This is a genomic window from Sodalis sp. RH22 (genome assembly GCF_047324165.1).
Taxonomy (GTDB): domain Bacteria; phylum Pseudomonadota; class Gammaproteobacteria; order Enterobacterales; family Enterobacteriaceae; genus Acerihabitans.
This window is the reverse complement of sequence record NZ_CP178731.1, coordinates 2,101,520-2,124,329: the sequence shown is the minus strand read 5'-3', so window position 1 is coordinate 2,124,329 and position 22,810 is coordinate 2,101,520. Positions and strand designations below refer to the sequence as shown.

Genomic DNA, 22,810 nt, shown 5'->3' with positions numbered 1-22,810 from the left:
TGACGGCGTCGCGAAGTCATATACATCAATCTGATAACAATAAGCACAGGACTAGCATGCTCGATCCCAATCTGCTGCGCAATGAGCTAGACGCAGTTGCCGAGAAACTGGCTCGCAGAAATTTTACCCTGGATGTCGATACGCTGCGTAAACACGAAGAGCGGCGCAAGGTACTGCAGGTCGAAACCGAAACATTGCAGGCCGAGCGTAATTCCCGCTCCAAACTGATCGGCGCGGCGAAAGCCCGTGGCGAGGATATCGAGCCATTGCGCCAGGAAGTCAACGGATTGAGCGATCGCCTCGAGGCGGCCAAATCCGAACTGGATATTTTGCAAGCCGCCATCCGCGACGTGGCGCTGTCGCTGCCTAATATTCCGGACGACCGCGTTCCCTCTGGTAAGGATGAAACCGAAAACGAAGAAATCAGCCGCTGGGGCGAACCGCGCCGCTATGATTTCGACGTGCGCGACCATGTTTCCCTGGGGGAAATGGCCGGCGGGCTGGATTTCGCCGCGGCCGTCAAGTTGACCGGTGCGCGTTTTGTGGTGATGAAAGGGCAGATTGCCCGCCTGCATCGCGCGCTGACGCAATTTATGCTCGATTTGCATACCGAGCAGCACGGCTATCAGGAAAATTATGTTCCTTATCTGGTAAACCATGCATCGCTGTTCGGTACCGGCCAATTGCCGAAATTCGCCGGGGATTTATTCCATACCCAGCCCCTGAGCGAAGAAGCCGACACCAGCGCCTATGCCCTGATCCCCACGGCGGAAGTCCCGCTGACCAACCTGGTGCGCGACGAAATCCTGGAAGAAGACCAACTGCCGCTGAAGATGACGGCCCATACCCCGTGCTTTCGTTCCGAGGCCGGCTCCTACGGCCGCGATACGCGCGGGTTGATCCGTATGCACCAGTTTGACAAAGTCGAGCTGGTCCAGGTGGTGAAACCGGAAGATTCCATGCGCGCGCTGGAGGAACTGACCGGCCATGCGGAGAAGGTGCTGCAACTGCTGAACCTGCCTTACCGCAAGATCCTGCTGTGCACCGGCGACATGGGCTTTGGCTCGAGCAAGACCTACGATCTGGAAGTCTGGCTGCCGGCGCAGAATACCTACCGGGAAATTTCCTCCTGCTCGAATATGGGCGATTTCCAGGCGCGGCGCATGCAGGCGCGCTACCGCGCCAAAGAAGATAAAAAACCACGCTTGGTGCATACCCTGAATGGCTCCGGCCTGGCGGTGGGGCGCACCCTGGTGGCGGTAATGGAAAACTACCAGTTGGCCGACGGGCGCATTGAAATCCCGGCGGCGCTGGCGCCGTATATGAACGGCCTGACTCATATCGGCTAATCACCACTGGCGTTCTCCCTTTAACACGTCAAGTGCAGGTGCGGCGTCAGCGGGCTTACCGCGCCATGGGGACTCGGTCGGGCGAAAATACCACGCCCGATTCAACCCCATTGGCACGCTCTCCCTTTAACAGGGCAACCCTACGTTCGGTACCCTGATTTTTATCCCGGATGAAGTATGCGATGTTGGCGTCAGTTGCGTCATGTGGCCGCTAATTGCCTGAACACTATCAAAAAATGCTGGCGCTTATTTCGCCTGATTGACTTTTTTTACCGTAGTGGCATGATGCGCCCAATTCCTGCGCGTTGAGTCCGGTTTATTCATCATGTCCGTCTATTCCCGCCCGGTGGTAATGCTACTCACCGGGTTGCTGTCGTTGACCATTTCCATCGCGGTATTAAATACCCTGGTGCCGCTGTGGCTGTCCCACGAAGCCATGCCCACCTGGCAAATCGGGCTGGTCGGCTCTTCCTATTTTAGCGGTAACCTCGTGGGGACCCTGCTGGCGGGAGCATTGATTAAAGCGGTGGGTTTCAACCGCAGTTATCAGTATTCATGCCTGCTGTTTGCCGTCGCGACACTGGGGCTGGGCCTTTCCATCGGTTTTGGCACCTGGGTGCTGTTCCGGTTCGTGGCCGGCATCGCCTGCGCGCTTATCTGGGTGGTGGTGGAAAGCGCCCTGATGCGCAGCGGTACTCCCCATACCCGCGGGCAACTGCTGGCGGCGTATATGATGGTGTATTATATGGGCACGGTGATCGGCCAACTGCTGCTCAGCGGCGTCTCCACCGCATTGATATCGGTATTGCCCTGGGCGACCACGTTGATGATTGCGGCGGTGTTGCCGTTATTGTTCAACCGCATTGAGGGGCAGGGCATGGATGCCCCCCGGATCGCCATCTGGCCGATGCTGCGGCGTCGCAACGCCCGCTTGGGGATCAACGGCTGCATCATCTCGGGCGTGGTGCTGGGGTCGCTGTATGGCCTGCTGCCGCTTTATCTTTCCCATCAGGGGCTCAGCGACGGCAGCGTGGGATACTGGATGGCGCTGCTGGTCAGCGCGGGTATTCTCGGCCAGTGGCCTATCGGCCGGCTGGCGGATCGCTACGGCCGTCTGATGATTTTGCGGGTACAGGTGTTTATGGTCATTATCGGCAGCCTGTCGATGCTCAGTCACGCGGCCATGGCGCCGGCGTTGTTCCTGCTGGGCTGTTCGGGTTTTACCCTTTATCCGGTGGCGATGTCCTGGGCCTGTGAAAAGGTCAGCCCGGATGAGCTGGTGGCGATGAACCAGGCGCTGCTGCTGAGCTATACGGTCGGCAGCCTGCTGGGGCCGAGCGCCACGGCATTACTGATGCAACGCTACTCCGACCGCGTGCTGTTCGTTATGATTGCGCTGGTGGCGCTGGTTTATCTGGCAATGCTGTTGCGCAAACCGGATCATCATCAAACCCCGGTGGCGACGGCCTGAATAAAACAGGGCCCCGGTTGGGGTCTTGCGGTTGCGGTCAACCGGTGCTTTTTGGTCGTGGTAGGCGGTTTGCCGCGGCGGCGGCTGGCGGGGAGGCGTATGTTGCCGCGGAGTGGGTTTCGCTGGGGGCTTGCGGGGCGGTGTATGTTATCGCGGCGTGAGTTTCGCTGGGGGCTTGCGGGGCGGTGTAAGTTATCGCGGCGTGGGTTTCGTTTGGGGCTTGTGGGGCGGCGTATGATACGCCGGAGTGGGTTTCGCTTGCCGTGCGTTAGGTGGTTATATGTAGCGCCGGGCGCCGGCAAGCGACAAAGAGGCCGTACCGCGACGGCCTCCTTGACCTCCGCGCGCCCGGCAGGTCGCGCGTCGCTGCGCGATGCCTTCCGCCGCCCATGCCCCCGTAATGCACCGGCCCGGTATGCGCTCCCGGCGCCACCGGGCCTTTCGCCGCTCCCGGCGGCTCATGCCGGGGGCACAGGCGACGTCAGCGCGCTTTATGCCGGTCCACATGTCGCTGTTGGCCATGCGTTTTATGAAGTGGCTGCGGCGCTGTTGCTTGGGACAGGACCGGCGTCGGGATAGGATTGACCATAATGGGATGCAATGGGTGTGGCATGCCACTGGCGCGGCGAAAAGCAGGTCGTACAGACGTACACTTATCGGTCAGGCAGGCATACATTAAGGCAGCAACGTGTTCATCATTCAATATTAAGCTTTAAGTTTTAACAGTAAGCATTACACTTTCAGCCACCAGCCACCAGCCACCAGCCACCAGCCACCAGCCACCAGCCACCAGCCACCAGCCACCAGCCACCAGCCACCAGCCACCAGCCACCAATTGACAACCTTCACCCACAAGCCGTTAGTCTCCGACCTAAAACAAATGTGATGTTTTTCCCGGTAAGCGCATACCGCTAAGTACCCTAACACGTTGTTTTACCTACAGACGATGGTGTTGACGTTGTGCCGGCATAAAGTGCGCCGGCGGCGAGCATCACGGCGGGATGAGCCGCCGGGAGCGGCGAAAGCTAAGGGCCGCGCCGGGAGCGCGTCCCGTGCGGTCCCAAAGCCGGGATGGGCGCTGCCGGGAACCGCGCAGCGGCGCACGATCTGCCGGACGCCAGGGAGTCCAGAGGGACCGTGCGTACGGTCCCTCTGGTCGCTTGCCGGCGCCAGGCAATACATAGCCCCCTCAAACTAAAGCAAGCGAAAACCTCACCCCGTGACAAACACCACCTCACCCCCGTGACACACACCACCCCGCCGCCGCGACATCCCCCTCACCAGCCCAGCGTTAAACAACCCATCATACCCAATCCCCGAGCTTCTTTTACCGTAGCGCCCCATCAAGGCGGCCGGTGCGCCAACCGACGCAAGGCCCCGGTTTGGGCCCGGTCAATTAGCTGCTCCGCGGCAGCGGACTCAGGTTAAGCACCGCGCTGTCCATATCCTCGCCGCGCTCGAACCGCCAGCACCGGGTATGATAACGGGCAACGCTGTTACGGTGGGCGACGCTTATCAGGGTGATCCCCGGAAGCCGCTCCGTCAGCAGGCGGTACATCAACTGTTCGTTTTCATCATCCAGCGCGCTGGTCGCCTCATCCAGAAACAGGATATCCGGTTTGATCAGCAGCGCGCGGGCAAACGCCAGTCGCTGCTGCTCGCCCGGCGATAGCCAGTGGCTCCAGTTGGCCTGCTGGTGCAGCATGGGTTGCAAATGACCCAGACGACACAGGTCCAGCATCGCGCGCATATGATCTTCTGTAAAGTGATCCGGCGCTTCCGGATAACACAGCGCTTCGAGCAGGTTACCGATAGGGATATAGCTGCGCTGCGGTAAAAACAGCACTTTTTTGCCCGCCTGCAGGCTGATATTCCCGGCGCCATAAGGCCAGATGCCGGCAATGGCCCGCAGCAGGGTGGACTTGCCGCAGCCGGAGGGGCCGGCGATCAGCACCCGTTCGCCCGGGGCGATGGCTTGCGTGGCGTCGTGGAACAGGACACGACCGGAGGGGATGGTTAAACTCAGGCCGGTCAGCGCCAGGGCGGTATCCGTCGCGTCGTCGCGCGTAATGGCCGTCTTCTGGCTGCTGTGACGCTCCACCGCGGCGTTAAACCCCGCCAACCGGTTAATACAGGCTTTCCAGTTGGCCAACTGATTAAACGCGTCGATAAACCATGACAGCGCGCCCTGTATTTCACCAAACGCCGATGAAATCTGCATCAGCGTGCCAAGCTGGATGGCACCGGAAAAATAACGCGGCGCCGCCACCAGGATCGGGAAAATAATGGCAAACTGACCATAGAAATTGCTGGCCACATTCAGCCGCCGGCTAACGCGCATAATGGACCACCAGTTGGCGCGGATGGCTTCGAACTTGTTGTCCAGCAGGTTCGCTTCCCGGGGTTCGCCCTGGTAAAGGGCAATGGCATCATTATTTTCGCGAATACGAATCAGGCCAAACCGGAAATTAGCCTCAAATTTTTCCTGTTGGAAACCCAAACGCACCAGCGGTCTGCCTACATACCAAATCAGCAGCGATCCCAGCCCGGCATATAATATGGCGAACCACACCATATACCCCGGCACGGTAAACAGATGCCCGCTCAGGGTAAACGACAGCGGTCCGCTCACCGACCATAAAATGGAAATAAAAGAAACAAAAGTCACCACGCTTGAGAGCAAACCCAGGGCCAGCGACAGGGTGCCGCTGGTCAGCGCGTTCAGGTCTTCGGCGATACGCTGATCCGGGTTATCGACCGTCTGCTGTTGCTCGGTATGGTAATAGGCATGATGATGCAGCCATTTCGCCATATATTGCCGCGTCATCCAGCGCCGCCAATACATTTGCAGGCCCTGGGTGAGGTAAATTTTATAGATGGAGATCAGGATAAATAACAATGCCAGCCAGGTGAACCTGATCAGCTGGCTTTTGAACACCGCAAAATTTTTATTTTGCAACGCGTCATAAAATACCCGGTTCCATTCATTGAACAGTACGCTGATATACACCGTGGACAATGAGAGGATAATAATCACCGCCAGCATACCCCAGGCGCGCCATTTTTCCTCAGAACGCCAAAACGGCTTAATCAACTGCCAGATTTCCCGCCAGCCCGCAGCTTTAATGGGTGAAGCTTTCATAGTTAACGTATCGTTTTCAATTGTTCAAAAAGGTAATAATACGGCATAGGCTCCCAGTTCTCTAAAAATAATGAGCCTGTTTAGCACCTAAAGGTGTAACAACTCCTGTCGTGAAAAAAGAAGACCTTACACAGCCCGGTTATACCAGGCGTCTTATGCGGGATATCACCGGCGCCGCGAAACGGCGTGGCCCGGAGCGATACCGGAGCAAGAGGGGCGGGGGCGGGATTTGGGATGAATGACCGGGTATCATCCCGGCCGGCCGTGAATGCGTGGTCGATCATATCCCCCGGGGGCAATGGGGGACATCATGATCAGTACATCACTTTATGGCCATAGCCGGCCAGGATATTCTTCACGCGTTCCATGATTTCCGTAGAGGGCGGCTTAACGCCGTCGAGCTTGTACTCTTCACCCATGGCAATCCATTTATGCTTACCCAGCTCATGGTAAGGCAGCAGCTCGATTTTTTCGATATTGGCCATGTCCTTGGTGAACTCGCCCAGCATATGCACGGATTTATCGTCGTCCGACCATCCCGGCACCACCACATAACGGAGCCAGGTACGCTTGTTGATTTTTTGCAGGTAGCGCGCAAAATCCAGCGTGCGGTGGTTGGACACGCCCACCAGGTTTTGATGGATATCGTCGTTCATTTCCTTGATATCCAGCATGACCAGGTCGGTGACGTCCAGCAGTTCGTCAATGACCGGATCGTAGCGCCGGACATAGCCATTGGTATCCAGGCAGGTGGTAATGCCCTCGGCATGACAGGCGCGAAACCAGTCGCGCACAAATTCCGCCTGCAGTATGGCTTCCCCGCCGGACGCGGTAACGCCGCCGCCGGACGCGTTCATGAAATGACGGTAGGTCACCGTTTCCTTCATGATTTCTTCGACCGTGATTTCCTTGCCGCCATGGGTATCCCAGGTGTCGCGGTTATGACAGTAGAGACAACGCATCAGGCAGCCCTGGAAAAAAATGATGAAGCGGATGCCGGGGCCGTCGACGGTACCACAGGATTCAAACGAATGGATGCGTCCTATACGTGGTGTAACTGTCTCGGCCACGGCGGAGGAATCAGTTTTAAAACAGGTTGTTACATTATTCATAGAGTGCCAACTAGTGCTAAAGGATGCTGATTGGTGGACATGATATGAACACTCCATTAAGCAGGGTGAGTAACTCCGCAGCGGGTAAGCAGCCAGGCGCAAATTCCCTTAGGCCCTCGGTTGCCGTGCCGTGGAAAGTCCCAAAATAAATATCAGTAGAATTATATTACCTCTATTCATTATACAATGCGTGGCTGATGTGTGCCAAATACCTGCAACGTCAGGTCGTTCGTTGCATCAGGCTTCGTTGTGGGGACCGTTAACCAATCATCGTCAGGCCGAAAACAGAGCCTGATTGTTCCTGTTGGCGCTAGGGGGCACTCATAGCGAAACGGGGGAGTAGGGCGTTTTTCATCCGCTATTGATATGGGCATCAATTGGGCAATCAAAAGCCGCATGACGTGAGCTTGTCCTTAAGGGTTTTATGAGCAATTGAGGGTGGCATTATCCGTGGATGATTTGGCTTGCTGGATCGCTGTGTCAGTCTGCGGATAGTGGTTTTCCACTGCGTCGCGCTGCTGATTTTAAACACAGGGAAACGACCTTGCCCGCTGGCTTGCCCTTAAACACGCGAATCGGCGTTTTCTCAGCCATTTTACGGGCATTACATGCTTACGTCATCTGATAACGATTATCTCGATAGTAACCGGGACTTGATTATTAAGGTCGACAGGTATTAAACTTAACATGCTATGCTTGTTTGAAACCTGGCTTACCGTTTTTAGCCCGCCATTCTTTCACTTCCTGGAGAACACCTCGCGGGCTGTCTTCCCTACCGGCATCCGGATAATAGATTACATCTGAGCCATAGGGGTGTTCGGTGATTTTTTTAAAATGTAAAATCATCCGATCATTTAGAGCAGAATACTCATCGCCTTCAAGTCCCGATGTATTATTAAAAAATTGCCCCAGGAACTCTAAAAATTCTTGTTCGGTATAATCTTCATAATTTTCTTTGAGTAACATTTTATTTTGAGCCTTTATTTGAATGAGCTTCGATATGTTGCTTGGGTGATAATACACGCAAATTATCAATGTCATAAACTGCCCCGTCATGTTGGATGGGCTGCATATGATGAATTTCGAATTTTCGACGTTGACCGACCCATTCAGCTTCTCGAGTCACCGGAGCTGAGCCTTTTCGCAAATTTTCACTGGCAGCTTCGCCAAATTGATTCGATAATTCTGGGCTGCTACTCAATTCAAGCCAGAATGCTTTGCGAAAAGCTTTAAAAGAGCTGAATTGCCTTCCACGCAATTTATCCGCTATCTGTGCCGGTATCGGAGCACCATTTTCAGTCGCCGCATCCCTAAGCCAATTATCACCCACCTCCTGGCCCCTTCCTGTAACCACTCCCGGCAGGTCCCGAGGCCCTTGCAGCATAACATAAACCGGCCGATACCCACTATCACTTGGGGGCACCACTATCAGGTCGTTAAAATCACATTCATCGTTAGCGGGGAAGGGCAACACCGTCGGCAGCGTGACCGGCTTTGCCTCATTACCCGTATGGGATAGTGATTTTGGCGCGTCGCTTGGTGTCACCAGTGCACCCAGGCCCTGGGCGCCCGGCGCTTTTTCGGGGGTGACGAAAATGGTTCGCCCGGGTAAGCCGCCTGCCGGTGGTATTGAGCAGCGGAAAACGCCATTGCCCGCAGGCTCGCCTTTAAACACGCGAATCGGCGTCTTCTCAGCCGTTTTCACCAGCTCAAGCTGAACCCTTTGGCCATCAATGCGTAGACGACCCCGAAATTCGGACTCGATGGTGGTGTGGTTATTCGCTGCGATGGCGAGTTCTTTAGCCGCAGGCAAATTTAGCGCATCAGCCGGAAGTGTTTGCCTGTAGTGTTTTGCGCCTGGAAGCGAACTGCCTTCACCCGCTTTTAGTGGATGTAGACCAACGGCAACGGTCGTGACCTTAGCGCCAATGGGGCTTGCGGCAGCGGAGGCTTTTAACGCCTTTACCCCTTCTTTGGTCGCCATCGAGACGTTTTGCCAATTTAATGGCGATACCAGGGTGGCGGCGTTCGGTGAGGCTGGAGTTTGTGCAAACGCCTGCGCTCGGGTGTCACTAGCTTGAGTGGCTCTCCTCGGCGCCGGGTGAGGTTTCCCGCTAGAAACCGACACGTTTAATGCCGCGTTTGCTGCCCTAACCGGCACGGCATTTAACTGCGCCCTCCTCACCAAATTATCATTTGTCGCCGGTAGTGCGGTGCGCTCCGGTCTGCGTGTACCATCACGCATCCCGCACTGCTCGCGCGTGCCTTCGCAGATTTCACCGCCTAATGCAAATCCGTTGCCGCCGTTTAACACCGCCTCGCGGCCATAGCCCGCTGCCACGGTCCCTGCTGCGTTTATCGCCGCCGCAGCAGTGGCGAGTTGCGATACATCGCGTCCCGGCACCTTATCGCTGCCTTCACCCGCCTTACCGCTATAGGCTAACAACCCCATGCCTAGGGGAAGTCTGGCCATCCCCAGCGCGGCCGCCTTGAGTTCGCTTATCGCGGCGTGTATTCCAACGCTCTGAACCCTGCTGCCGACAGCGGATGCCAGACCACCTTCAGCAACGACAGTGGCCAGAGTCGCCACCCCGCTTGAGCGCACGGCTGGCGCTATGTCTCGCGGTGCGTTAACCTCCGCCAGGGACGGTGGGACGGATGCGGAATTGGCGCAAACGCCTGCTGGGGGTTTGCCGTTTGCACTGATATCCGCTGCCGGACAATGCTGGGCGCTGTCGCAGTGCGCCGGTAACCCGCTTTGCCGCACATGCGGTGTGGCGCAATTCTTAGCATCCAGCTCAGCTTGACGCTGCAGTGCCTGTTTTTCACGTTCACAGGCTGCGCGTTCGGCTTGCAGACGCGACCACAGTCTAAAACGGTCCCGGGCCTGCTGTTGCGCTAGCCGTTGGGACTCGGCTTTATTTTTTTCCCTGGCGTCCTGCTGGCTGACCCTTTTTTCATTCAGGTGGTGGCCGAAAGTACGGCCGGCGGTTTCAATCTCGCCATGGTTGCCCTCTCCTACAGGCGTCCCGGTAGATGAAAGGTCAACGGGGTAACTAAATACGCAGCTATTGCCGTGATGATTGGTTTTCACCACATAGATATTTTTAGCCACGCCTTTGCCAGACGCGACAGGTGAAAAATTAGTGACGCTATGCACAGTATTTCCGGCTACCCAGGTACAGTCCCTGGAAAATGAGATTTTGCCGGTTGGGGAGCAGCCATTATTAAAAATGTTGTGAAAATTGCCGCAGCCGCCGGCCAATGTAATACTGGATTGATGCACGGCTATGGCTCTGTCCATACATATAGCGGGAGGGCATCGATCCGCAGTAGTCCCGTAATCACCATAGCTTCCATCTCCCCGGCCGCCGCCACCCCCCCTATCGGTTGGACAACTTCGATTGGGGCCACAGCTGCCGGCGCTCGGGCCACAGCTGCCACGCGAGCCACCGCCGCCATTAGACGGCCCGCAGGTACCTCCCATCCCTACGCCCCCACCGCCTGAACATCCGCCAGGTCCACCACCTTCACGTCCCATATGTCCTCCTTGATATATCCGTGATACTGCAAGCTGCAGGTGCGTTGACTACGTGCGCTCACCCGAACCACTTACCTGAGTGGGTTCATCGGGTTCTTTACTTGCCGCCTTCCTGCAATTTGAATTATTTTGGGTATAAATTATTTAATACACTGACGCGCTATTCTTTTTATTTAATCAAGGCGATATTTATAATGCTGGATTAATGCGAAATAAAATTTAATCACGAATAATATATTTAATGGTCGCTTCAATTATTTAACTTAAAATATTCCGATTGAGGCGGTCCATGCCAATGACCGAATACGGTAGCGGCATATCAATTTTTATGTGCAACAGTTATTTATAAATACCACTGAGCGGTTTTCCGCTAACAGAGTGCGCTGCCTTTGGTCATCAACTACATGATAAGCTCATCTCGTTAACGCTATTCTGCCGTGATAAACGCACTTTACCTTGGGATTAACGGAGAATGTATGCATTTTAGCTAAACGAATTATTTATTTCGGGGTTGTGATGTGCATTGGCGTGTTTTAGAAAAAGAATAATAATTAGATAAGAGTGGGATTTCTTACGTTTTATCAAAAAAGTCTAGATTAACCTAAAATTAACCAAAATAGTAAATGAGGATCTCATGCGCGACCTTTGTCCATCAAGAGTTAGGATTGATAACTATTTTAACGGAGAAATAAAAAGGCCCCACTTTCGTGGAGCCTTTATTTTACGCCTTTTCAGACGGTGAGGGAAATTACATTGACGCGGTGAAGGTACGGGTGATGACGTCCTTCTGCTGTTCTTTGGTCAATGAATTGAAGCGTACCGCATAGCCGGACACACGGATGGTCAGGTTAGGGTAATCTTCCGGATGTTCCATGGCTTGCACCAGCATTTCACGGTTCATCACGTTCACGTTCAGATGCTGACCGCCTTCGACGCCGGCTTCATGATGGAAATAACCGTCCATCAGGCCCGCCAGGTTGGCCCTGCGCACATCTTCATCTTTACCCAATGCTTTGGGCACGATGGAGAAGGTGTAGGAAATACCGTCTTTCGCATAGGCAAACGGCAGTTTGGCAACCGAGGTCAACGAGGCGACGGCGCCTTTCTGGTCACGGCCGTGCATCGGGTTGGCGCCCGGTCCGAACGGCGCGCCTGAACGACGTCCATCAGGGGTATTACCGGTCTTCTTACCATAAACCACGTTCGAGGTGATGGTCAGGATGGACTGGGTCGGTACCGCGTTACGGTAGGTCGGCAGTTTCTGAATTTTCTTCATGAAACGTTCCACCAGGTCGCAGGCGATATCATCGACGCGTGAGTCATTGTTACCGAACTGCGGATATTCGCCTTCGATATCAAAGTCAACGGCCATGCCTTCGGCATCACGGATAGGCTTAACCTTGGCGTACTTGATGGCGGACAGTGAGTCGGCGGCAACGGACAAGCCGGCGATACCACAGGCCATGGTACGGTATACGTCGCGGTCATGCAGCGCCATCAGCGCGGCTTCGTAGCTGTACTTGTCATGCATATAGTGAATGACGTTCAGCGCGGTGACGTACTGTTTAGCCAGCCAGTCCATGAAGTGGTCCATGCTGCTCAGCACGGTATCATAGTCCAGTACGGCATCCATGATTGGCGCGGTTTTAGGGCCAACCTGGATTTTGGCTTTTTCGTCCATGCCGCCGTTGATTGCGTACAGCACCATTTTGGCCAGGTTGGCGCGGGCGCCGAAGAACTGCATTTGTTTACCGACAACCATCGGGCTGACGCAACAGGCGATAGCGTAATCGTCGTTGTTGAAATCGGGACGCATCAGGTCATCGTTTTCATACTGTACGGAAGACGTATCGATAGACACCTTGGCGGTGAATTTCTTCCAGCTGATCGGCAGTTTTTCCGACCACAGGATGGTCATGTTCGGTTCAGGAGCCGGTCCCATGGTGTACAGGGTATTCAAGAAACGGAAGCTGGTCTTGGAAACCAGGGTACGGCCGTCAACGCCCATGCCGCCCAGGGATTCGGTGGCCCAAATCGGGTCGCCGGAGAACAGTTCGTCATATTCCGGGGTACGCAGGAAACGGACCATACGCAGTTTCATGACCAGGTGGTCAATCAGTTCCTGTGCTTGTTCTTCAGTGATTTTGCCGGCTTTCAGGTCGCGTTCGATAAAGATATCAAGGAACGTCGAGGTACGGCCGAAGGACATGGCGGCGCCGTTCTGGGATTTCACCGCGGCCAGATAGCCGAAGTAGGTCCACTGCACGGCTTCCTGCGCGGTGGTTGCCGGAACGGAGATGTCGCAACCGTATTTGGCGGCCATTTCCTTGATTTGCGCCAGGGCGCGATGTTGTTCGGCGATTTCTTCACGCAGACGGATAGTCGCTTCCAGATCTTCGCCGTTTTCCATTTTGCTTTGCAAAGAGGTGAACTGGGCGAATTTATCTTTCATCAGGAAGTCGATGCCGTACAGGGCGATACGACGGTAGTCGCCGATGATGCGGCCACGGCCGTAGGCATCGGGCAGACCCGTCAGGGCCCCGGTTTTACGGCATTTCAGGATGTCCGGAGTATAGACATCGAACACACCCTGGTTATGGGTCTTGCGGTATTCGGTAAAGATTTTCTTGATTTCCGGATCCAGCTCGCGGTCATACGCTTTGCAGGAGCTTTCAACCATCTTGATGCCGCCGAACGGAATCAGGCCGCGTTTCAACGGCGCGTCGGTTTGCAGGCCGACGATTTTTTCCAGGCCCTTGGCGATATAACCGGCGTCATGGGAGGTAATGGTAGAGGCAACATCCGTATCAAAATCAACCGGCGCATGGGTGCGGTTTTCGGTTTTGATGCCTTCCATAACCTTGCCCCACAGTTCCGTGGTGGCGGGAGTAGCACCTGCCAGGAAGGCTTCGTTGCCTTCATAGGGGGTATAGTTTTTCTGGATAAAGTCACGAACATTGACTTCATTCTGCCAGTCGCCTTTGCTAAAACCTTCCCAAGCAGTGGCTAGTTTTGTGTTCAGATCGGTCATTGTATACCTACCTTCTAATGTGGATTTCTTGAAACCCGGCTTTACGATGCGAGACAAACAGGTTAATGCTTGTTCCCACCGCGCAGATAAATCATCCAGTACGTCAACCCTACCAGTAACCCCCCGCCGATAATGTTGCCGATGGTAACCGGTATCAGATTATCGATGATAAAGTTGCTAATGGTCAGGTGTGAAAACTGTTCTGGTGCCATCCCAACGGCCTGCCAGAATTCCGGCGCTGCGAAATTCTTGATAACGATGCCCAGCGGGATCATAAACATATTGGCGATGCTATGCTCAAAACCGCTGGCAACGAACATCGCGACCGGGAAAATCATGGCGAACATTTTATCCGTCAGGCTGCGGCCGGAATAACTCATCCACACCGCCAGGCAGACCATCAGATTAGCCAGGATCCCCAGACATACCGCTTCGATAAAAGTATGGTGCATTTTATGATCGGCGGTTTGCAAAACGTTAAGGCCCCACGCGCCGTTTGCCACCATATGCTCACCGGAGAACCAAATCAGGGCGACGAAAAACAACGCGCCGAACAGGTTGCCGATGTAGACGTTGATCCAGTTGCGAACCAGCTGTCCCCAGGTGATGCGTCCGCTGGCTTTCGCCACCATGATGAGCACCGTGGAGGTGAACAGGTCGGCGCCGCAAACCACCACCAACATTAATCCCAACGAAAAGCATATACCGCCGATAAGCTTGGAGATGCCGTAAGGCATGGTGCCGGCACCGGTGGTAGCTGTAATATAGAACGCGAAGGCTATGGAAATAAAAACGCCGGCGGTAATGGCCAGAAAAAACGTTTTTGACGGTTGCTTGGTTGCTTTATAGACGCCCGCCTCTTCAGCAACTTTCGCCATGGCATCGGGTAATTTCAGGTCAAAAGGGTTGTCAGACTTCACACAAACTCTCTCGTTGGATTAATTAACGACCTAATTCTAACAAACGAGTATAGAGCAAAAATTGATATAGATCATAATGGCCCAAACTTAATCCCCCTTGACAGGCAAGATAAGACGTCTCATTTATTTCAAATATTTGATAAATAAAGAAAAAATAAATTTTAATTATTACATAAAGATTTGAAGACCACATTTTTTGTACATTTTGACGCGTTATGGAATAGCCATTAATGTGGGTAATTTGTTTCATCCGGACCTATTATTTTGCCGGATTTTACTTTCCTGAAACAATGACGCTAAAAAGGAAACGTCAATAATCGCGCGGTTATCTTCACCTCGGCTTCATATTTATGGCTCTACTATACGCGCAAGGCACAAAAAATGCAGGGTTATCTTGTGGCCCACGGGCACGGCGGGCCGTCGTCATGGCCGCCGGGCGCGATGCCCGACGGTCGTGCATGTGATGCCGGGATGTTCACCGTCCCGGCGCGGCGGATCGGCGGTTTGCAGCGGCGCGCCGGCGTAACCTTATGCCAGGCGCCAATAGCGGCGTTTGGCCGTCTGCAGCTTTTCATAGGCGGCAAGCAGGGCGCGGTGGGTGGGCAGGGCGTGCAGGTCGCTGTCGATATCGAATAAGCCGTAAAAACAGTTTTCGCCCTTAAGCGCCGCCTGCGCGCGCTCAAGCGTGGCCTGGCCGTACATGCGCGCAAAGGCAGCAACATACTGCTCCAGCTCGCGGTCCGGTTCCTGGGTCAGCAACAGCAGGCTATGCAGGCAGCGGTAAAAATTTTCGCGTTCCGGCGTAAAAACCGATGCATTGAAGTCCCTGGTCCATTCGGTCCACATCAGCGCCTGCTCCAGGTCGCCGCCCGCCAGCGCCAGCATCACCTTCAGCTCGCCCACGCGCAGGGTAAACCAGCCGTTATCCCTGCCGGTCGCCAGCCCCAGCAGTTCCCGGACGCGGGTGAAGTCGTCCAGCCCTTCGTCGTCCAGTTGCTCTATCAGCGCCAGGTAGCGCTGCTTCGGCCAGCGGCTGCCGGGCAGGCTGGTCAGGGTGGCGCGCAGATGGGCGGCCATGGTGTTATTGGCCAACAGCAAGTCTTCAACCGGATAGATATCCGACATCCCGGGCACCAGGATGCGGCAGGCATACACATCCAGATGCTCGTAATCGGCGATATAGACTTCGGCGTGCAGGCGCTGGAAAATGGCCATCAGAGTGGTGAATTCGTCGCCGGTGCTGCCGCTGAAGTCCCAGTCGGCAAAGTCGTAATCAGCATCCTGCTTAAACAGATCCCAGGAAATCAGGCCGCTGGAGTCGATAAAATGGGTTTCCAGATTGGTCTGCTCCGCCACTTCCTCGTCGTCAAAGGTCGGCGGCGTGAACACATCCAGGTCTTTCAGGCTGCGGCCCTGCAACAATTCGGTTACCGTGCGCTCCAGCGCCACGCCGAAGTCCGGATGCGCGCCAAACGAGGCGAAGCAGGTGCCGTTGGCGGGATTAAACAATACCACGCACATCACCGGATACAGCCCGCCCAGCGACGCGTCATAGGCGAAAATCGGGAAGCCCTCCTCTTCCAGGCGGGCGATGGCCTCGATCACGCCGGGATAACGGGCCATTACCGCCGGCGGGATAGCCGGCAGGCTTATGGACTCGGCGATAATCCGGTTCTTTATATGGCGCTCGAACACTTCCGACAATGCCTGCACCCGGGCTTCATTGGCGGTATTGCCCGCCGACATGCCGTTGGAGACATACAGGTTGCCGATGATGTTCACCGGGATATACACCGTCTGCCGGTCGGACTGACGCTCAAACGGCAGGGCGCAGATGCCGCGCGCGGCATTGCCTGATTGCAGGTCGACCAGCGCGGGGGCGGTCAGCTCCTGCTGCGGATCGTAAAATGCCCGCAGGCCATCGTCGAGGATGCCCGACGGCAAACGGCCATCGGCGGGCAGCGCGAACCATTTCTCGTTGGGATAATGCACGAACCCGTCATTGGCGATACTGGCGCCAAGATAAAAATCGGCAAAAAAATAGTTGGTGGACAACCGCTCGAAATACTCGCCCAGCGCCGACGCCAGGGCGGCTTTTTTACTGGCGCCCTTACCGTTGGTAAAACACAGCGGACAGTCGCGATCGCGGATATGCACCGACCACACGTGCGGCACGGGATTCAGCCAGGAAGCCTCTTCGATATTAAATCCCAGCGCGCCGAGCTGCTGGTAAAAGCGGGCGATGGAGTCTTCTAGGGCGGCGTCTTTACCGGGAATAAATGTTTGTGACATGCAGGTTCTCTTTTTATTGTCTTGAAAGGCGCATAATACGGTGTTTTCTGCCGTGCCTCCATGTATTCCCCCGATCGTGAGCGCGGCAGCGGCCGGTTTTATCCGCCCTGGCGCCGTTAAGACCGGGTGCGGGTGGCGGCGCTGAAATTACGCCCGATAAGCAATAACCGTTGCGACGCCCCGATGCGAGTGATAAAAACGATAGAATGAGTATTAACGAATTTTTTGGCCAACGTGGTGGATGGAAATGAATCAGGTGTTTAATTTTAGCGCCGGTCCGGCAATGATACCGGTGGAAGTCTTGCGGCGCGCGGAGCAGGAACTGTGCAACTGGCACGGTCTGGGTACGTCGGTGATGGAGATCAGCCATCGCAGTAAGGAATTTATCGAGGTGGCCCGGGAGTCCGAACAGGATCTGCGCGAGCTGCTGAGTATTCCGGACCATTATAAGGTGCTGTTCTGCCACGGCGGCGCGCGGGCGCAGTTTGCCGCGGTGCCGCTCAATCTGTTGGGCGACAGCGCCAGCGCCGACTATATCGACGGCGGCTACTGGGCGCATAGCGCCATAAGCGAAGCGCAGAAATATTGTGACCCGAAGGTTATCGACGTCAAAACACGGATTGACGGCCTGCGCGCGATTAAGCCCATGCGCGAATGGAACTTATCCGCCGACGGCGCCTACGTGCATTACTGTCCGAACGAAACCATCGACGGCCTGGCGATTGATGAATTGCCTGATTTCGGCGATAAAGTGGTCGTCGCCGATTATTCCTCCACTATTTTGTCCCGTCCCCTGGATGTCAGCCGTTTTGGCGTGATCTATGCCGGCGCGCAGAAGAATATCGGCCCGGCGGGCCTGACGCTGGTGATTGTGCGTGACGACCTGCTGGGCAAGGCGCGGCGCGAGCTGCCGTCGGTGCTGGATTATAAGGTGCTGGCGGAGAATGACTCCATGTTCAATACGCCGCCCACCTTTGCCTGGTACCTGTCCGGCCTGGTATTTAAATGGCTGAAGGCGCAGGGCGGACTGGTGGAAATGGACAAACGCAACCAGGCCAAGGCGGATACATTGTATCATTACATCGACCAAAGCGATTTCTACCGCAACGATGTCGCCCCGGCCAACCGTTCGCGCATGAACGTGCCCTTTTTACTGGCGGATGCGGCGCTGGATAAACTGTTCCTGGATGAATCCGTCGCGGCGGGGCTGCACGCGCTGAAAGGCCATCGCGTCGTGGGCGGGATGCGCGCTTCCCTGTATAATGCCATGCCCCTGGCGGGCGTCGAGGCGCTGGTGTCCTTTATGGATGGATTCGCCCGGCGCCATGGCTAACTCCGTACTGACGGGCAGGATGGGCCGGGTCGTTAAGCCGCGGTAAATACCGCCTTGGAAACTCCGGCGCGCCGTTGCGGCTCTCATCCGTGAGAGCCGCCCTGCGGGTCAACGCCTGTGCGTTATTTTAAGGCGTTCCCGGCGCGCCGCGCTTTGCCCTCCTTGCCTATTACCCCCGCTTCACGCTGTTGTGCGGGTTTACAATCGCCTGAGTTTTTGTTTTTGCTGGAGAACGCGCTTCACATGCTGGAATCCCTGACCCTACAACCGGTGGCACTTGTCGATGGCACCATTAATCTTCCCGGCTCGAAAAGCGTTTCGAACCGGGCGCTGTTGCTGGCGGCGCTGGCCGACGGCACCACCCGCCTGACCAATCTGCTCGACAGCGACGATGTGCGCCATATGCTCGATGCCCTGGCCGCGCTCGGGGTCGTCTGCCGGTTAAGCGACGATCGCAGGACATGCGAGATCGATGGCCGGGGGCAGGCCCTGACCGCGCCGGCGCCGCTGTCGCTGTTTCTCGGCAACGCCGGCACCGCCATGCGGCCCCTGGCAGCCGTGCTGTGCCTGGGCCGGCATGACATTACCCTGACCGGCGAGCCGCGCATGAAAGAGCGTCCCATCGGCCATCTGGTGGATGCCCTGCGCCAGGGCGGCGCGGAGGTGGATTACCTGGAGCAGGAAAATTACCCGCCGTTGCGTTTGCGCGGCGGTTTTCGCGGCGGCGATATTACCGTCGACGGCAGCGTGTCCAGCCAGTTTCTCACCGCCCTGCTGATGACGGCGCCGCTGGCCGCCGGGGATACCACCATCCGCATCAAAGGCGAGCTGGTTTCCAAGCCGTATATTGATATCACCCTGGCGTTGATGAAAACCTTTGGCATACAGGCGCGCCATGACGACTACCGGGTGTTTTACCTGCAAGGCGGCCAGAAGTATCGCTCGCCGGGCGAGTATCTGGTGGAGGGCGATGCCTCGTCCGCGTCTTATTTCCTGGCGGCGGCGGCCATCCGCGGCGGCACGGTGCGGGTTACCGGTATCGGCAAAAACAGCGTGCAGGGCGATATCCGCTTCGCCGATGTGCTGGAGCGCATGGGCGCCACCATCCGCTGGGGCGATGATTTTATCGAATGCCGCCGGGGCGGGCTGCACGCCATCGATATGGACATGAACCATATTCCCGACGCCGCCATGACCATCGCCACCACCGCCCTGTTCGCCGACGGCGGCACCACCACCCTGCGCAATATCTACAACTGGCGCGTCAAGGAAACCGACCGGCTGGCGGCCATGGCCACCGAGCTGCGCAAAGTGGGCGCCGGCGTGGTGGAGGGCGAGGACTATATCGCCATCACGCCGCCGGCCAGGCTGATATCCGCCGCGATCGACACCTATAACGATCACCGTATGGCGATGTGCTTCTCCCTGGTGGCGTTGTCCGATACCCCGGTGACTATCCGCGATCCGAAGTGCACCAATAAAACCTTCCCCGATTATTTCCGCCAGCTGGCCGCCATCAGCACCCTGGCGTAACCCGCTTTTCCCGTTTATTCACCGGCCGTGCGGCGCGCCGGTGAATGAAAACGCGCGCGCGGTGTCTTAATTTCACGATCCTGACGCCGAAGGGTAACCGTTATTCCTTATGATGCGTATAATGCATCATAGTAAATTCATTATTTATGGAACCAGAATCAAACCGCTGAGAGGAGAAAACAATGACAGCAGTAGTCCCGGTGATCACCATCGACGGACCGAGCGGTGCAGGGAAAGGCACGCTGTGTAAAGCATTGGCGGAAGCATTAGGGTGGCATCTGCTGGATTCGGGGGCCATTTACCGCGTCCTGGCCCTGGCGGCGTTGCACCACCAGGTCGATATCAACGCGGAGGAAGCGCTGGTGCCGCTGGCGGCGCATCTCGACGTACGCTTCAAGGTACAGGCGGGCGAGCTGGAAATCATCCTCGAGGGCGAGGATGTCAGCGGTGAAATCCGTAACGAGGAGGTGGGCAATACCGCCTCCAAGATTGCCGCGTTTCCCCGGGTGCGCGAGGCCCTGCTGCGTCGGCAGCGGGCATTCCGCGAGGCGCCGGGCCTGATTGCCGACGGCCGGGATATGGGCACCGTGGTGTTTGCCGAGGCGCCGGTGAAGATTTTTCTCGACGCGTCCTCGGAAGAAAGAGCGCACCGCCGCATGCGGCAGTTGCAGGAAAAGGGCTTTAGTGTTAACTTTGAACGCCTTTTATCCGAGATAAAGGAAAGGGACGAACGCGACAGGAACCGCCCGGTGGCGCCGCTGGTTCCGGCATCAGATGCTCTGGTACTGGATTCCACCCGCATGACTATCGATGAAGTGATAGCTCAGGCATTGGCGCATTCACGGCGTATACTGGCGTTGTCGTAGCCTTGGAAACAACTACCCCGTTGCAGGGACTGGCAATAGGGCGTGTAAAACAACCCCATCGAGCAGGATGCCGGATGGACGTTAATCAAAAACACCTGAAGATTATCAAATATGACAGAATCTTTTGCTCAACTCTTTGAAGAATCCCTGAAAGAAATCGAAACCCGTCCCGGTTCCATCGTGCGCGGTACCGTTGTTTCCATCGATAAAGATGTCGTACTGGTTGACGCCGGTCTGAAATCCGAATCCGCTATTCCTATCGAGCAGTTTAAAAATGCTCAGGGCGAGCTGGAAATCAAGGTTGGCGATCAGGTCGACGTCGCGCTTGACGCGGTGGAAGACGGTTTCGGTGAGACCCTGCTGTCTCGCGAAAAAGCCAAGCGCCATGAAGCCTGGCTGATGCTGGAAAAAGCCTACGAAGAAGCCGCGACCGTTACCGGCATCATCAACGGCAAAGTGAAGGGCGGTTTCACCGTCGAACTGAACGGCATCCGTGCGTTCCTGCCGGGTTCGTTGGTTGACGTGCGTCCGGTACGCGATACCCTGCATCTGGAAGGCAAAGAGCTTGAGTTTAAAGTTATCAAGCTGGACCAGAAACGTAACAACGTGGTGGTTTCCCGTCGCGCGGTGATCGAGTCCGAAAACAGTGCGGAACGCGATCAGCTGCTGGAAAACCTGCAGGAAGGCATGGAAGTTAAGGGTATCGTCAAGAACCTTACCGACTATGGCGCGTTTGTCGATCTGGGCGGCGTCGATGGCTTGCTGCATATTACCGATATGGCCTGGAAGCGTGTTAAGCATCCGAGCGAAATCGTCAATGTCGGCGATGAAATTACCGTTAAGGTCCTGAAATTCGACCGTGAACGTACCCGTGTTTCCCTGGGCCTGAAACAGCTCGGCGAAGATCCGTGGGTGGCTATCGCCAAACGTTACCCGGAAGGCACCCGCCTCACCGGCCGCGTGACCAACCTGACCGATTACGGCTGCTTCGTTGAAATCGAAGAAGGCGTCGAAGGCTTGGTTCACGTTTCCGAAATGGATTGGACCAACAAAAACATCCATCCGTCCAAGGTTGTTAACGTGGGCGACGTGGTTGAAGTCATGGTTCTGGATATCGACGAAGAACGTCGCCGTATCTCCCTGGGCCTCAAGCAGTGCAAAGCCAACCCATGGCAGCAGTTCGCCGAAACCCATAATAAGGGTGACCGCGTCGAAGGCAAGATCAAGTCAATCACTGACTTTGGTATCTTCATCGGCCTGGACGGCGGCATCGACGGCCTGGTTCATCTGTCCGACATCTCCTGGAATGTTGCCGGCGAAGAAGCCGTGCGCGAATACAAGAAAGGCGACGAAATCGCGGCCGTGGTCCTGCAGGTTGACGCAGAACGCGAACGTATTTCACTGGGCGTGAAGCAACTGGCTGAAGATCCGTTTAATAACTACCTGTCTTTGAACAAGAAAGGTACCATTGTTACCGGTAAAGTCACTGCAGTTGACGCTAAAGGTGCTACAGTTGAATTAGCTGGCGGCGTTGAAGGTTACCTGCGTGCTTCCGAAGCATCGCGTGACCGCATTGAAGACGCTACCCTGGTCCTGAACGTGGGCGACGACGTTGAAGCTAAATTCACCGGCGTTGATCGTAAAAACCGCGTTGTCAGCCTGTCCGTTCGTGCTAAGGATGAAGCTGATGAGAAAGATGCTATCGCCACTGTGAACAGCACCAACAAGCAGGAAGATACCAGCAATTTCTCCAGTGCAATGGCTGAAGCGTTCAAGGCAGCTAAAGGCGAATAATAATGGGGGAGCGGCGAGACGGCCGCTCCTGGACGGTAGCTAAGTTGGGTCGTGTTCCTGCTTTATCCGCTGGAATGCGCACTTGGAGGAACTATGACCAAGTCTGAACTTATTGAAAGACTTGCTGGACAGCACGCTCATATCCCGGCAAAAATCGTCGAGGATGCTGTGAAAGAGATGCTCGAACATATGGCGACCACCCTCGCCGGCGGTGAGCGCATTGAAATCCGTGGTTTCGGCAGTTTTTCACTTCACTACCGTGCACCGCGTGTCGGACGCAACCCTAAAACCGGGGATAAGGTTGAACTGGAAGGCAAATATGTCCCCCATTTCAAGCCCGGCAAAGAGCTGCGCGACCGCGCCAATATTTATGGCTCATAATGCCTCCGGGCGTTGACCCACCGGCGTTGTAAGCCAGCCGCAAAC

General features: G+C 55.8%; 14 protein-coding genes. 7 read left to right on the top strand and 7 right to left on the bottom strand.

The genetic code is table 11. The features are described 5' to 3' along the window. Window positions 1-56: 56 nt before the first annotated feature. Window positions 57-1,349: a serine--tRNA ligase gene (serS, locus tag ACL2XN_RS09620; RefSeq protein ID WP_410015912.1), complete on the top strand. Its 1,293-nt coding sequence runs from the start codon at window positions 57-59 to the stop codon at window positions 1,347-1,349. 325 nt (window positions 1,350-1,674) lie between these two features. Beyond that, on the top strand, window positions 1,675-2,820 hold the full coding sequence (locus ACL2XN_RS09615) for an MFS transporter (RefSeq protein ID WP_410015911.1): 1,146 nt from the start codon (window positions 1,675-1,677) through the stop codon (window positions 2,818-2,820). Window positions 2,821-4,216: 1,396 nt separating this feature from the next. Here the strand turns inward: ACL2XN_RS09615 and ACL2XN_RS09610 are convergent. The 7 genes from ACL2XN_RS09610 to ycaO all read right to left on the bottom strand — a co-directional run bounded on the left by ACL2XN_RS09610 (window position 4,217) and on the right by ycaO (window position 16,858). After that, entirely contained in the window at window positions 4,217-5,962 is a 1,746-nt protein-coding gene (locus ACL2XN_RS09610; protein ID WP_413722382.1) for an ABC transporter ATP-binding protein/permease, read from the bottom strand. Between the two features lie 314 nt (window positions 5,963-6,276). Further along, entirely contained in the window at window positions 6,277-7,074 is a 798-nt protein-coding gene (pflA, locus tag ACL2XN_RS09605) for a pyruvate formate lyase 1-activating protein (protein ID WP_413728744.1), read from the bottom strand. A gap of 690 nt (window positions 7,075-7,764) precedes the next feature. Beyond that, window positions 7,765-8,040: a bacteriocin immunity protein gene (locus tag ACL2XN_RS09600; RefSeq protein WP_413728743.1), complete on the bottom strand. Its 276-nt coding sequence runs from the start codon at window positions 8,038-8,040 to the stop codon at window positions 7,765-7,767. A 1-nt stretch (window position 8,041) separates the two neighbouring features. After that, the gene (locus ACL2XN_RS09595) at window positions 8,042-10,234 is read right to left on the bottom strand and encodes an S-type pyocin domain-containing protein (RefSeq protein WP_413730718.1); all 2,193 of its coding nucleotides are present in this window, start codon (window positions 10,232-10,234) and stop codon (window positions 8,042-8,044) included. A gap of 1,129 nt (window positions 10,235-11,363) precedes the next feature. Then, a complete protein-coding gene (gene pflB, locus ACL2XN_RS09590; protein ID WP_413722383.1) occupies window positions 11,364-13,646 on the bottom strand; it encodes a formate C-acetyltransferase in 2,283 nt (760 codons plus the stop codon). Between the two features lie 62 nt (window positions 13,647-13,708). Then, window positions 13,709-14,566, bottom strand: a complete 858-nt coding sequence (gene focA, locus ACL2XN_RS09585; RefSeq protein ID WP_410015906.1) for a formate transporter FocA — start codon at window positions 14,564-14,566, stop codon at window positions 13,709-13,711. Window positions 14,567-15,094: 528 nt separating this feature from the next. Further along, window positions 15,095-16,858 carry a 30S ribosomal protein S12 methylthiotransferase accessory factor YcaO gene (ycaO, locus tag ACL2XN_RS09580; protein WP_413730717.1) on the bottom strand — a complete coding sequence of 588 codons (1,764 nt, stop codon included), beginning with the start codon at window positions 16,856-16,858 and terminating at the stop codon, window positions 15,095-15,097. Window positions 16,859-17,105: 247 nt separating this feature from the next. On the opposite strand from ycaO, the gene serC reads away from it, so the two are divergent. The 5 genes from serC (at window position 17,106) to ihfB (ending at window position 22,765) form a co-directional block, all read left to right on the top strand. Beyond that, a complete protein-coding gene (serC, locus tag ACL2XN_RS09575) occupies window positions 17,106-18,191 on the top strand; it encodes a 3-phosphoserine/phosphohydroxythreonine transaminase (RefSeq protein ID WP_410015904.1) in 1,086 nt (361 codons plus the stop codon). Window positions 18,192-18,434: 243 nt separating this feature from the next. Then, a complete protein-coding gene (gene aroA / locus ACL2XN_RS09570; RefSeq protein WP_413722386.1) occupies window positions 18,435-19,724 on the top strand; it encodes a 3-phosphoshikimate 1-carboxyvinyltransferase in 1,290 nt (429 codons plus the stop codon). A gap of 182 nt (window positions 19,725-19,906) precedes the next feature. Further along, window positions 19,907-20,590 (top strand): (d)CMP kinase, encoded by a 684-nt coding sequence (gene cmk / locus ACL2XN_RS09565; RefSeq protein WP_410015902.1) that lies wholly within the window; start codon window positions 19,907-19,909, stop codon window positions 20,588-20,590. Between the two features lie 111 nt (window positions 20,591-20,701). After that, window positions 20,702-22,384 (top strand): 30S ribosomal protein S1, encoded by a 1,683-nt coding sequence (gene rpsA, locus ACL2XN_RS09560; protein ID WP_410015901.1) that lies wholly within the window; start codon window positions 20,702-20,704, stop codon window positions 22,382-22,384. A 93-nt stretch (window positions 22,385-22,477) separates the two neighbouring features. Next, window positions 22,478-22,765: an integration host factor subunit beta gene (ihfB, locus tag ACL2XN_RS09555; protein WP_331120830.1), complete on the top strand. Its 288-nt coding sequence runs from the start codon at window positions 22,478-22,480 to the stop codon at window positions 22,763-22,765. Window positions 22,766-22,810: the final 45 nt, after the last annotated feature.